Annotated in this window: 11 protein-coding genes; 8 read left to right on the plus strand and 3 right to left on the minus strand. The window is 66.4% G+C overall.

The features are described from left to right. Nucleotide 1: 1 nt before the first annotated feature. From BLV60_RS08265 to BLV60_RS08290, 6 genes are all read left to right on the plus strand, one after another. Entirely contained in the window at nt 2-874 is an 873-nt protein-coding gene (locus BLV60_RS08265) for an HpcH/HpaI aldolase/citrate lyase family protein (protein WP_093052752.1), read from the plus strand. A gap of 60 nt (nt 875-934) precedes the next feature. Beyond that, on the plus strand, nt 935-1,915 hold the full coding sequence (locus BLV60_RS08270) for a tripartite tricarboxylate transporter substrate binding protein (RefSeq protein WP_093052754.1): 981 nt from the start codon (nt 935-937) through the stop codon (nt 1,913-1,915). A 14-nt stretch (nt 1,916-1,929) separates the two neighbouring features. Next, complete coding sequence (locus BLV60_RS08275; RefSeq protein ID WP_093052757.1) at nt 1,930-3,123, plus strand: CoA transferase; 1,194 nt, start codon at nt 1,930-1,932, stop codon at nt 3,121-3,123. A gap of 3 nt (nt 3,124-3,126) precedes the next feature. Then, nucleotides 3,127-4,002, plus strand: a complete 876-nt coding sequence (locus tag BLV60_RS08280; RefSeq protein WP_093052760.1) for an amidohydrolase family protein — start codon at nt 3,127-3,129, stop codon at nt 4,000-4,002. A 27-nt stretch (nt 4,003-4,029) separates the two neighbouring features. Then, nucleotides 4,030-5,001, plus strand: coding sequence for a tripartite tricarboxylate transporter substrate binding protein (locus tag BLV60_RS08285; RefSeq protein ID WP_093052763.1), 972 nt, complete (start codon nt 4,030-4,032; stop codon nt 4,999-5,001). Nucleotides 5,002-5,154: 153 nt separating this feature from the next. Next, nucleotides 5,155-5,724 (plus strand): thioredoxin family protein, encoded by a 570-nt coding sequence (locus BLV60_RS08290; RefSeq protein WP_093052766.1) that lies wholly within the window; start codon nt 5,155-5,157, stop codon nt 5,722-5,724. A gap of 97 nt (nt 5,725-5,821) precedes the next feature. Here BLV60_RS08290 and BLV60_RS08295 read toward each other — a convergent pair whose 3' ends face one another. Beyond that, the gene (locus tag BLV60_RS08295) at nt 5,822-6,565 is read right to left on the minus strand and encodes a response regulator (protein WP_093052769.1); all 744 of its coding nucleotides are present in this window, start codon (nt 6,563-6,565) and stop codon (nt 5,822-5,824) included. 98 nt (nt 6,566-6,663) lie between these two features. Then, nucleotides 6,664-7,695: an alpha/beta fold hydrolase gene (locus BLV60_RS08300; RefSeq protein ID WP_093052772.1), complete on the minus strand. Its 1,032-nt coding sequence runs from the start codon at nt 7,693-7,695 to the stop codon at nt 6,664-6,666. 248 nt (nt 7,696-7,943) lie between these two features. On the opposite strand from BLV60_RS08300, the gene BLV60_RS08305 reads away from it, so the two are divergent. After that, entirely contained in the window at nt 7,944-9,311 is a 1,368-nt protein-coding gene (locus BLV60_RS08305) for an ATP-binding protein (protein WP_093052775.1), read from the plus strand. Nucleotides 9,312-9,348: 37 nt separating this feature from the next. After that, complete coding sequence (locus BLV60_RS08310; protein WP_093052778.1) at nt 9,349-11,124, plus strand: cytochrome c biogenesis protein DipZ; 1,776 nt, start codon at nt 9,349-9,351, stop codon at nt 11,122-11,124. A 201-nt stretch (nt 11,125-11,325) separates the two neighbouring features. On the opposite strand, the gene BLV60_RS08315 is transcribed toward BLV60_RS08310, so the two are convergent. Then, the gene (locus BLV60_RS08315; RefSeq protein WP_093052781.1) at nt 11,326-11,574 is read right to left on the minus strand and encodes a hypothetical protein; all 249 of its coding nucleotides are present in this window, start codon (nt 11,572-11,574) and stop codon (nt 11,326-11,328) included. Nucleotides 11,575-12,051 lie beyond the last annotated feature (477 nt).

The following is a 12,051-nucleotide window of genomic DNA, read 5'->3' on the forward strand; positions in this document are numbered from 1 at the left end:
CATGAGAAGCAAACTCTTCGTTCCCGGCACCCGTCCTGAACTGTTCGCCAAGGCACTGGCCAGTGCGGCGGACGCCATCTGCCTCGACCTGGAAGACGCGGTGTCCGAGCCGCGCAAGGACGAGGCGCGCGAGACCGTGCGCCAGCTGCTGCTTGCCAGCGGCGATGCGGCCTCCTCGCAAAAGACACTGATCGTTCGCGTCAACGCCATGGACACGCCGCACTTCGAGCGCGACGTGGCGGCGGTGACGCAGGCCGGCGTGCACCTGATCAACCTGCCGAAGCCGCAAAGCCCGGCGCACGTACGCACGGCGGTAGAAGTCATCGAGCGCGCCGAACGCGCCAACGGCGTGCAGGCGCCCATTGGCCTGCTGCTGAACATCGAGACACCCACTGCATTGCGTACGGCAGCAGAACTCGCACTGGCGCATCCGCGCGTGTCGGGTCTGCAGTTGGGGCTGGGCGACCTGTTCGAGCCGCTGGGCATCGCCCGGCGCGAACCTTCAGCGATTCGCCAGGCCATGTTCGCGGTGCGCATCGCAGCCGGCGAAGCGGGCGTGTATGCCTACGACGGCGCATTCGCGAACATCCGCGATGCCGAGGGCTACCGCGCCGAAGCCATGCTGGCGCGCGACCTCGGCTTTCTGGGCAAGACCTGCATCCACCCGAGCCAGATCGCCATTGCCAACGAGGTGTTCCGTCCCACCGACGAAGAGATTGCGCACGCCTGCAAGGTGGTCGAGGCGGCGCGCGAAGCCGATGCCAACGGCGTCGGTGCCTACGTGGTGGACGGAAAAATGATCGACATCCCTTTCGTGATTCGCGCGCGCGCCATCGTCGAGAGTGCACGCAGCCTCGGGCTGCTTCCCAATTGAGCCTTGGGCTGCTGCCTGGATGAGCCGAGCTTCCTATTAATAAAAACCGGAGACAAGAAAATGCAATTCCCTTCCATCCTTCGCCCGCGCGTGCTCGCCTTTGTTGCAGCGGCGGCGCTTGCCGGCGCGGCATTCGCCCAGGGCGCCTATCCCAGCAAGACCATCACGATCGTCGTGCCCTACCCCGCTGGCGGCTCCAACGACACCTTCGCGCGCCAGGTAGCCAAGGAGCTGGGCGACCAGCTCAAGCAGCCCGTGATCATCGACAACCGCCCCGGCGCGAGCGGCAACACCGGCACGGCGCAGGTGGCGCGCGCCGCGCCCGACGGCTACACGCTGGTGGCGGTGTCGTCCAGCATGACGACCAACGCAGCCGTGCAATCGAAGATGCCCTTCGATCCGGTGAAAGGCCTCGCACCCGTGGCCATGTTCGCCAAGGGCCCGTTCATCGTCGCGGTCAACAACGAATTTCCCGCGAAGACGCCGGCCGAGCTGATCGCCGCCATCAAGGCCAAGCCGGGCCAGTACAACTACGCCTCGTCGGGCTCGGGCAGCGTGAACCAGTTCGGCACCGAGCTGCTCAAGGCCAAGGTGGGCGACCTGCAGATCGCGCACATTCCCTACAAGGGCATGGGCCCGGCCGTGACCGACCTGATCGGCAACCAGACGCAGCTGCTGATTTCAAGCGGCCCGTCGCTGCTGCCGATGGTGCGTGCCGGTAAGCTGCGCGCCGTGGGCATCACGAGCCTGAAGACAAGCCCCATCGCCCCCGATCTCACGCCAATGGCCACTGCGGTGCCCGGCTACGAATTCGAACTCTGGTGGGGCCTGCTGGCACCGGCGGGTACGCCGCCTGATGTGGTCGCCAAGCTCAATGGCGCCGTCAACCAGATCCTGGCCAGGCCCGAGATCACGGCCAACTTCCTGCGCGAAGGCGCCATCGCCACGCCGCTGACGCCTGCGCAGTTCGGCACCGTCATCGCCGACGACGTGGAGCGCTGGAAGAAGCTGGCCAAGCAACAGAACATCACAGCCGACTGAGGAAAGAAGAACCCATGAGCACTACCGCCCCCGACAACGCTGGCGACGACAAGCACCTGCCCGCGCGCCAGGGCCCCGTCGGGCCGTTGAGCGGCCTTCGTGTGCTCGACCTGAGCGCTTACATCGCGGGCCCGTACGGTTGCTCGCTGCTGGCCGACCAGGGTGCGGAAGTCATCAAGATCGAACCACCCACCGGCGACAACCTGCGCAAGTACCCATCGACGCTGGAAGCCGAAAGCCGCGCGTTCATCGGCGTCAACCGCAGCAAGCTGGGCGTGGTGCTCGACCTCAAGAGCCCGCAGGACCTCGCCGCGCTGATGGCGCTGGTGCGCACGGCCGACGTGCTGGTGCACAACTTCCGCCCCAGCGTGCCGCCGCGGCTGGGCATTGCGTACGACCAACTGAAGACGGTGAACCCACGCCTGATCTACTGCGCCGTCACCGGCTATGGCGAGACCGGGCCACTGCGCGAGAAGGCGGGCTACGACCAGGTGCTGCAGACCATGACCGGCATGTGCGCGCTGCAGGGCAAGCGCGGCGAGCCGCCCGAGATCATCTACGGCTCGGTGGTCGACTACTACGCGGCCGCGCTGGTGGCTGCCGGCGTGGCCTCCGCGCTGTACGAGCGGGAGAAAAGCGGCGAAGGCCAGTTCGTCGGCGTTTCGCTGCTGCGCTCCGCGCTCACGATGCAGTCGGCCCGCATGGTGTGGGCCGAGGGCGAGCCGAAAGACGTGGGGCGCGACATGCGCTCGGGCGGCATCACCGGTCTTCACCCCACGCGCGAGGGGCACATCTACATCTCGGCCAACACGCCGCACTTCTGGCAGGCGCTGTGCGCCAAGGTCGACCTGCCGGAGCTGGCGAGCGACGAGCGCTACGACTCGGTGCGCAAGCGCGCGCAGCATGCCGCCGAGATCGTTCCGAAGCTGCGCGCCGCGCTGGCCGCGCGCACCGCGCTCGAATGGGAAGAACTGTTCGGCGAGGAAGTGCCCTGCGCGGCAGCACGCACCGTGGAAGACATGTTCGACAACGAACAGGTGCTGGCCGAGGACATGGTGGCGAACTTCGCGCACCCCACGCTCGGCTCGTACCGCGGCTTCACCCGGCCGGTGCGATTCGGCCGTACGCCGGGGCCCGAGCCCTTTGCCGCGCCGACGCTGGGGCAACACACAGCAGGCGTGCTGGCCGCGCAGCGCTTGGACGAATAGGACATGCCCACCGATAACGTGGTGCCCCACAGCAGCGGCACTCGCAAGCCCGCAAGCGCGGCACCCGAAGGCGCATGCGACGCGCACATGCATGTGTACGACCGACGCTTCGCGCTGCACGGGCCGCCCGATGCCATGCTCGATCACGCCACCGCCGCCGACTACCGCCTGCTGCAGCAACGCATCGGCACGCAGCGCACGGTGGTCGTTCAGCCGCGCGCCCACGGCACGGACAACAGCGTGACGCTGGCCGCCATTCAAGCGCTTGGCGCCGAGCACACGCGCGGCGTGGCGGTGGTACGGCCCGAGGTGAGCGATGCCGAACTCGAACGCCTGCACGCGGGCGGCATCCGCGGCATCCGGTTCACGCTGTACACACCGGCGAATGCGGCAACGGACTTCGCCATGGTCGAGCCGCTGGCGCAGCGCGTGCATGCGCTCGGCTGGCATGTGCAGTTGCACTGGAGCGCCGACCAGATCGTCGAGCATGCGGCGCTGCTCGCGCGCCTACCCTGCACGATCGTCTTCGATCACCTTGCCCGCCTGCCACTGCCCGATGCGCTGGCGCATCCCGCATACGACGTCGTGCGCCGGCTGCTCGACAACGGCCGCACCTGGATCAAGCTGTCAGGCGCCTACCTCGATTCGCAGGTGGGCGCGGCAGGCGGCTACGCCGACACGACCGGCATCGCACAAGCCTGGGCGCAGCAGGCACCCGACCGCGTGGTGTGGGGCAGCGACTGGCCCCACCCGACCGAGCGCACCGCCAAGCCTGACGACGCTCAGCTGTTCAACCTGCTGGGCCAGTGGGTTCCCGACGAGGCCGCGCGCCGCCGCGTGCTGGTCGACAACCCGGCGCGGCTCTACGACTTTTCCTGAACCACAAACAAACTCCGAGACATTGGCATGAAGCAACCACAGAAGCGCCTTCTGAAATCCGTCGTAGCGCTGGCCGCCTGCGCCGCTCCCCTGCTGGGCTGGGCCGCCTGGCCCGACAAGCCGATCCGCATGGTGGTGCCGTACGCCGCGGGCGGCGGCGCCGACAACACCGCGCGCATCGTCGCGCAGCAGATGAGCGCTGCGCTGGGCCAGCAGATCGTCATCGACAACAAGCCGGGCGCGGGTGGCGTGATTGGCGCCGACAACGTGGCCAAGGCGGCCGGCGACGGCTACACCGTGCTCTACGACGCATCGGCGTTCTCGGTGAATCCGTCGCTGCGCAAGCTACCCTTCGACGCGGCGAAAGACTTCATTCCCGTGTCGCTGGTCGCCACCGCGCCGCAGATCCTCGTCGTGCCGACGAGCGCGCCGTACAAGACCGTCGCGGAGTTCATCGACTTCGCGCGCAAGAACCCGGGCAAGCTGAGCTTTGCGTCGGCGGGCGGCGGCACCGGCTCGCACCTGGCGGGCGAGGCGCTGAACGAGCAGGCGAAGATCAACCTGATGCACGTGCCCTACAAGGGCGGCGCGCCCGCACTCACCGACGTGATGGGCGAGCAGGTGTCGGCCTATTTCGGCAACGTGGCGTCGACGCTGGGCTACGTCAAGGGCGGCAAGCTGCGCGCGCTGGGCGTGAGCTCCATCAAGCGCGTGCCGGGGCTGCCCGACACGCCGACGCTCGCGGGGTCGGGCCTGCCGGGCTACAACGTGGTCGAGTGGAACGGCGTATTCCTGCCCAAGGGAACGCCGGCCGACATCGTGCAGAAACTCGGCAAGGCAGTACAGGCTGCGGTCAACGACCCGACGGTGCGGCAGAAGCTGCTGCAGCTCGGCCTGGAGCCGGCCGGCACCACGCCCGAGGCCTTCGCGAAGTTCGTGCAGGACGAGACGGGAAGAGTGAGCGCGCTGGTGAAGGCACGCAAAATCAGGGTCGATTGATCCTGCACTCGACTGGGTGTGCGTGAAACGTAGTGTGTGGGTTTCCCCCCGCGGATACAGAGGCATACGCGTTTCGCGCCACGGCAGGGTGGCCCAACGAAGAATCGGCTCCGTTCACAGACGAACGCCCGTCACTCTTCCGAAGGAACCACCATGCGCTTTCGCTCTTCCACCCTCTTCTTCGCCGTTGCCATCGCGGCCTCGGCGGCGGCCCTCACGCTGACCTTTGCCGCCCCATCGCCGCTCGGCGGCGACGTTCCGGCTGCCGAGGCGGTGCCCGCGCCGGAATTCCAGAACATCGACGCCTGGCTCAACTCGCAACCGCTGAAGCTCGGTGAGCTGCGCGGCAAGGTCGTGCTGGTCGACTTCTGGACCTACACCTGCATCAACTGCCTCAACCACCTGCCTTACGTGAAGGACTGGAACGAGAAGTACAAGGACAAGGGCCTGGTCGTCGTCGGCGTGCACACGCCGGAGTTCGCGTACGAGAAATCGACGAAGAACGTGAAGGACGCGATCCAGCGGCTGCAGATCAGGCACGCGGTGGCGCAGGACAACAGCTACGGCACCTGGAAGGCCTTCAGGAACCAATATTGGCCTGCGGTGTACCTGATCGACAAGCAGGGAAAGATCGTCTATTCGCACTTTGGCGAAGGCAGCTATGGCACTACGGAAAAGAAGATCCAGGCGCTGCTGGCTGAGCCTGCGCCGGCAGGGTCTTGAGGAATGAAGAAGCTCTGGTTCGCCCTCCTCTTCCTAGCCGGCGGCATCACGCACGAGATACGCAACCCGGTGAGCTGCCAGTGCATCACAGCACGATTCAGTCCAACGCCTCGACAGTCGAGGAAAAAACGTAGCCCTCGCTGCGTACCGTCTTGATGAAGCGCGGCTCGCGCGCATCGTCTCGTAGACGCTGACGCAGCCGGCTCACGAGCAGGTCGATCGAGCGCTCGAAAAGCTCGGCCTCGCGCCCCTGCGTGAGACTCAGCAGTTGGTCGCGGCTCAGCACCTTCTGCGGGTGGTCGAGAAATACGCGCAGCAGCCGGTACTCCGCACCGCTGAGAGCCACCATCACCCCGCTGTCGTCGATCAGGTGGCGCGCAGTGGTGTCTACCTGCCACTCGCCGAACCCCAGCTTCGAGGCCGACTCGGTCGAGCGCATGTTCGGCGGCAGCATGCGCGTGCGGCGCAGCACCGAGCGCATGCGCGCCAGCAGTTCGCGGGCGGAGAACGGCTTGGCCAGATAGTCGTCGGCGCCCATTTCCAGACCGAGGATGCGGTCTGCCTCCTCGCTGCGCGCAGTGAGCATGAGGATCGGCGTCGCCTTGTACTTGCCCGTGCGAAGGTCACGGCACAGCGTGAGCCCGTCTTCGCCCGGCAGCATCAGGTCGAGGATGATGAGATCGAACGGCCCCGATTCCTCCAGCGCCGCGCGCATGTGCCGCCCCGTGGGCACCGCGACCACGCGCAGGCCGTTCTTGACCAGGTACGTGGTGAGCAGTTCGCGGATTTCCCGGTCGTCGTCGACGATGAGGATGTGGTCGGAGGTCTTCGAGGTCGTCATGCAGGTGGCCGATACGTCGGAAGCCGCAATGTAGCCCGGCTGCGGGCCGGGACAAGCGGGTTTGTATTCCTGTGTATCCGGCGCCCCGGCCGGCCACACTACGTTGCCGACGCGAGCTTCCACACCGCATCGGCAAAGACTTGCGGCGTCTCCTGCGGCACGTTGTGGCCCGCGTTCACGACCAGGTGCGTGCGCGGCCCGGTGAACTTGGCGGCGTAGGCCTTCCCGTCCGTGGCCGGCACGACACCGTCGGAGTCGCCGTCCATCGTGATCGCTGGCACCTTGATCGTCGGAAACGCGGCCAGGCGCTTCTCGTATTCCTCGTACTGCGCGAAGCCGTCCGCAAGACCGAGGCGCCAGCGGTAGTTGTGGATGACGATCTGCACATAGTCAGGGTTATCGAACGACGCGGCGGTGCGCTCGAAGGTGGCGTCGTCGTATGCCCACTTCGGCGAATTCGTGGTCCACAGGATGCGCGCGATGTCGCGCCGGTTCGCTTCCAGCCCGAGGCGGCCGCGCTCGGTGGCGAAGTAGTACTGGTACCACCAGCCCAGCTCGACCTTCGCAGGCAGCGGCAGCTTGTTGCCGGGGCGGTTGGTCATGATGTAGCCGTTGACCGAGAGCAGCCCGATGCAGCGCTCGGGCCAGAGCGCCGCGATGATGCAGCCGGTGCGCGCGCCCCAGTCGTAGCCGACGATGACGGCGCGGTCGATCTTCAGGGCGTCGAGCAGCGCGATCTGGTCGAGCGCCACTGCCGCCTGCTGCGCGGAACGCGGGTTGGTGCTGTCGAGAAAGCGCGTGGTGCCGTGGCCGCGCAGGTGCGGCACGATCACCCGGCAACCCCGGGCCGCGAGCAGCGGCGCGACTTCGGCATAGCTGTGGATGTCGTAGGGGTAGCCGTGCATCAGGAGCACCGGAATGCCGTCGGCAGGGCCGGCCTCGTAGTAGCCGACATCGAGCTCACCGGCCTTGATCTGGCGGATGGGCTCCAGCTTGCGCGGCTTGGCAGCGGGCACGGCATCTGCCGCGTGGACGGTGCTGCTCATGAATGCCAGTTCGACGGCGGCGAGGCTGGCGGCGGCGCCTCCCAGCAGGAAACGGCGTTGACGGTTGACGGGTTCTTCGGACATGGGGTGTTCCTTCGTTTGTGTTGGCGACGGAACGATTGAATGCGCCGGATGTATGCGGCATGTGTCATGCCAGGGGTCTTCTTGTATGGCCGTGTGTACGGGCCGCGCCGGATACACGGCCATACAAAGCCGAAGCTGCGACGGCATCTGAGCCCCGGCAGGTAATGTTGTATGTCCCGTTTGCCGCCCAACACACTGCAATACAAAGAAGTGATCTGCGGCGCGAGCCCGGGTCTATAAACCAGCCCATGCCTACATCCGCAAGCCTCCCCGCGCCCCTCGCCCCGGTCAACCCCGCAGGCCTGCGCCGACTGCTGCCCCGCTCGCTGTTCTCGCGCGTGACGCTGATCATCGTCATCGGGCTGGCCATTGCGCAGCTGCTGACCTTCACGGCGATCCGCTACGAACGTGGCATCGCGATGCGCGAGCTGATGATGATCGGCATCGAGCGCGACATCGCAAGCTCCGTCGCCATCCTCGATCGGCTGCCAGCCGCCGAGCGCGAAAGCTGGCTCGCACGGCTGGAGCGGCGCAACTACCGCTTCGTGCTGGGCGGCAGCGCACAGGGCACGCCGCCCGACACGCCGATGTCGCAACAGTTCGCCGCCGCCATCGTCGATGCGATGCGCCCATTCGAGATCGTCAAGGTCGGCCAGGTGGGCAGCCCACCGCAAAGCTTGCAGATCCAGGTGCGGCTGTCGGACGGGTCTTCCGTGGTCGTGCATGCGCGGCGTGTGGACATGCCCGTGTCGAGTTGGGTGATGTGGCTGTTGTGGATACAGCTGTTGGTGCTGGCCGTGTGCGCCTGGTATGCGGTGCGGCTGGTCACGCGGCCGCTGGCGCAGCTGGCCGACGCAGCCGACGAACTGGGGCCGGACCTGAAGGGACAGCAGTTGCCCGAAGAAGGCCCGACCGAGGTGAAGCACGCGGCGCGCGCATTCAATGCAATGCAGAAGCGCATTGCGGGCTACATGGCCGAGCGCGTGGAAATCCTTGCGGCCATCTCGCACGACCTGCAGACGCCCATCACCCGCATGCGACTGCGCACCGACCTGATGGACAGCGACCAGGACCGCGACAAGTTCCGCCAGGACCTCGATGCGATGCACGCCCTGGTGCGCGAAGGCGTGACCTACGCGCGCACGCTGCACGGTGCCACCGAGCCGCCTTGCCGCATCGACGCCGACGCGCTGTTCGAGAGCATGGTGGCCGACTACGAGGATTCGGGCGAGCAGGTGCTGCTCGAGGGCCGCACGGGCGAGCCCATCGTGACTCGGCCGAATGCGCTGCGGCGAATATTGACGAACCTGATCGACAACGCACTGAAGTTCGGCACTGACGTGCGCCTGCAGGTGCATGCCGAGGCCGACCGGCTGGTGCTGGCCGTGGTCGACAACGGACCGGGCATTCCGCCCGACCAGCTGGAGAACGTGCTCAAGCCCTTCTACCGCGTGGAAGGCTCACGCAACCGCAACACCGGCGGCACCGGGCTGGGCCTGGCCATCGCCCACCAACTGGCAATGGCGATGGGCGCGGAGCTGGTGCTGCGCAACCGCCCCGAAGGCGGGCTCGAAGCCCGGCTGACCATGAGCACGCGCGCCGCGCCGCCGAACTGAGCCGCGCCCTCATCCCTCCATTGACCAGACTCCGACCATGCTCCTCCTCATCGTTGCCTACCTGGGTGGTGTGCTCACCATCCTGAGCCCGTGCATCCTGCCCGTGCTCCCGTTCGTCTTTGCGAGGGCCGATCGATCGTTCCGCTCGCATGGCATGCCCATGCTGCTGGGCATGGCGCTGGCGTTCTCGGCCATCGCCACGCTGGCGGCTGTGGGCGGTGGTTGGGTCGTGGCGCTCAACGAATACGGGCGCTATGCGGCGATTGTGCTGCTGGCGGTGTTCGGCGTGACGCTGCTGTTTCCATCGGTGGCCGACCGGCTGAGCCGTCCGCTGGTGGCGCTTGGCTTGCGGTTGTCGGGGCCTGCCTCGGAGAAGGCGTCGGTGTTCTCGCCGCTGTTGCTGGGGGTTGGCACGGGGCTGCTGTGGGCGCCGTGCGCGGGGCCGATCCTCGGGCTGATCCTGACCGGCGCCGCACTCAACGGCGCGAGCATCGGCACTTCGTTGTTGCTGCTGGCCTATGCGGCCGGTGCGTGCACCTCGCTGGCGGCTGCACTGCTCTTTGGCGGTCGACTGTTCTCGGCGATGAAGGGGTCGCTGCGCACCGGTGAATGGATGCGGCGCGTGGCCGGAGTGGCCGTTCTTGTGGGCGTCGGCGCCATTGCGCTGGGGCTGGACACCGGGCTGCTCAGCCGCCTCTCTGTCGGCACAACTTCGGCGTTGGAGAAAGCACTGGTGGAGAAGATCGACATGCCCATGCCATCGCCGCAACCGAAGGCTTCCATTGACCCGGGCGGCCTGATGCTGACGTCGACGCAACCGGAGCCGAAGAAGCCCGCATTGGCACTGCCCGACGAAGGTGGCTTTCCTTCGCTGGCCGGCGCCACCGAGTGGCTCAACTCCGCGCCGCTGACGCCCGAGGGCCTGCGCGGCAAGGTCGTGCTGGTCGACTTCTGGACCTACTCGTGCATCAACTGCCTGCGCACCCTGCCCTACGTTCGCGCATGGGCAGAGAAGTACAAGGACGCGGGGCTGGTGGTGGTCGGCGTGCATGCGCCGGAGTTCGCGTTCGAGAAGCAGCCTGCCAACGTGCGCCGCGCAACGAAGGACCTGGGCATTGGCTTCCCGGTGGCCGTCGACAGCAACTACGCGATCTGGCGCGCCTTCGGCAACCAGTACTGGCCGGCGTTCTATGTCGTCGATGCGCAGGGGCGCATCAGGCATCACCAGTTCGGCGAGGGGCAGTATGCGAAGTCGGAGCAGGTCATCCAGCAGTTGCTGGCGGAAGCCGGGCGGCCCGTCGTGCCGGCCGACACGGTTTCGCCGGAAGGCCAGGGCACGCAGGCTGCGGCGGCTGCGTCGCCGGCCCTGTCGGGCGAGACCTACCTGGGCTACGAGCGCGCGCAGAGCTTCGCCTCGCCTGGTGGCATCGCGAAGGATCGTGCGCGGGTCTATCCCGCGGCTTCATCACTGCGCGCCAACCAGTGGGCACTGAGCGGCGAATGGGCGGTGGAAAGCGAACGCGCGGTGCTGGTGCGGGCCAATGGGCGCATCGCCTATCGCTTCCATGCGCGCGACCTGCATCTGGTGCTCGGCCCGTCGGCCGATGGCAAGCCTGTGCGCTTCAAGGTTCTGATCGACGGCAAGCCACCGCTGGCAGACCACGGCACCGATACCGATGCGCAAGGCAACGGCACCATCGATGGACAGCGCCTGTACCAACTGGTGCGCCAGACGGCGAACGAAAAAGACCGCTTGTTCGAAATCGAATTTCTCGACGCGGGCGCGCAGGCCTACGTGTTCACCTTCGGCTGATCGCCCTTGGTGCCCCTTACAGGTGCTGCGCTACAAGCACCACGGCCCCGGCGATAGAAATGGCGCCGCCGACGAACTTCCTGAATGCCTTCATGGCGTTGTTCTCCTTCAGTGAAGCTCAATGGTGCCGCGCGGCGGGGTGTTCGTGGGTTGGGAATCCTCATGCTCGGGATAGAAAACCCCAACCTGCAAGAGCAGCATCTACGACTTGGCAGCCGGCAAGGAGAGCCGCTCTCTCGCGAACTGACTGGCCCGGAGCCGCACCCGCTGCAATGCAGCCTCCAGCGTGGGCTGCTGCATGAATACGACCACTCCCCGCCTGAGCCCACGAAGGCTCAACTCGGCAACGCCCGCGTAGCGGCCACTGGTGGTCTGCTTGATATCGATGCGGCTCGACCAGCCATCGGGCAGGTTGACGAGGAGTTGTAGTTGTTGCTGTGTGACGTTCATGTTGGGGCTGAGGATAGGCCTCGAACCCGCAGCGCCCCAAGGAACTAGTTCCTTTGCATTAGCAATACTTCGAGATTGCCATCAGGGGGATATCCGGTGCGCCCTCATCCTCAATGTCTCCCAGATTGGTCGCGATCATCGGCTTGCCCGCCTCCCTCCGGCGGGCTCCTCCCTCCGACCCCATGCGCAAGAACGGGGTCCTTCAGCTCGCCTTTGTGCGAGCTTTTTTTTGGCTGCCCGCAAGAGCCGCGTCCATTTTTCTGGGCCAAAGAAAAACGGGTTACACCTTGTGAGCGTAACCCGTCGTTCTGTCTGCTGATTTTGGTCGGTGTGAAAGGATTCGAACCTTCGACCCCTTGCACCCCATGAGGGCGGCTTTTTCGGCCTAAGTGGCTGTCCGGCACCGAATATCTCGCTTTCCTCCTGACAAACGCGATGCTCAAAAAGCGGGGAAAGTCGCAGTGACCTCGTTGGAGA

The sequence above is a fragment of the Variovorax sp. YR634 genome (genome assembly GCF_900106655.1).
In the GTDB taxonomy this organism is placed as follows: Bacteria; Pseudomonadota; Gammaproteobacteria; order Burkholderiales; family Burkholderiaceae_C; genus Variovorax.

Excerpts from the sequence above, each read along its gene's own strand:
- BLV60_RS08265 (WP_093052752.1), top strand. The coding sequence starts at position 2 with ATGAGAAGCAAACTCTTCGTTCCCGGCACCCGTCCTGAACTGTTCGCC.
- BLV60_RS08270 (WP_093052754.1), top strand. The coding sequence starts at position 935 with ATGCAATTCCCTTCCATCCTTCGCCCGCGCGTGCTCGCCTTTGTTGCA.
- BLV60_RS08275 (WP_093052757.1), top strand. The coding sequence starts at position 1,930 with ATGAGCACTACCGCCCCCGACAACGCTGGCGACGACAAGCACCTGCCC.
- BLV60_RS08280 (WP_093052760.1), top strand. The coding sequence starts at position 3,127 with ATGCCCACCGATAACGTGGTGCCCCACAGCAGCGGCACTCGCAAGCCC.
- BLV60_RS08285 (WP_093052763.1), top strand. The coding sequence starts at position 4,030 with ATGAAGCAACCACAGAAGCGCCTTCTGAAATCCGTCGTAGCGCTGGCC.
- BLV60_RS08290 (WP_093052766.1), top strand. The coding sequence starts at position 5,155 with ATGCGCTTTCGCTCTTCCACCCTCTTCTTCGCCGTTGCCATCGCGGCC.
- BLV60_RS08295 (WP_093052769.1), bottom strand. The coding sequence starts at position 6,565 with ATGACGACCTCGAAGACCTCCGACCACATCCTCATCGTCGACGACGAC.
- BLV60_RS08300 (WP_093052772.1), bottom strand. The coding sequence starts at position 7,695 with ATGTCCGAAGAACCCGTCAACCGTCAACGCCGTTTCCTGCTGGGAGGC.
- BLV60_RS08305 (WP_093052775.1), top strand. The coding sequence starts at position 7,944 with ATGCCTACATCCGCAAGCCTCCCCGCGCCCCTCGCCCCGGTCAACCCC.
- BLV60_RS08310 (WP_093052778.1), top strand. The coding sequence starts at position 9,349 with ATGCTCCTCCTCATCGTTGCCTACCTGGGTGGTGTGCTCACCATCCTG.
- BLV60_RS08315 (WP_093052781.1), bottom strand. The coding sequence starts at position 11,574 with ATGAACGTCACACAGCAACAACTACAACTCCTCGTCAACCTGCCCGAT.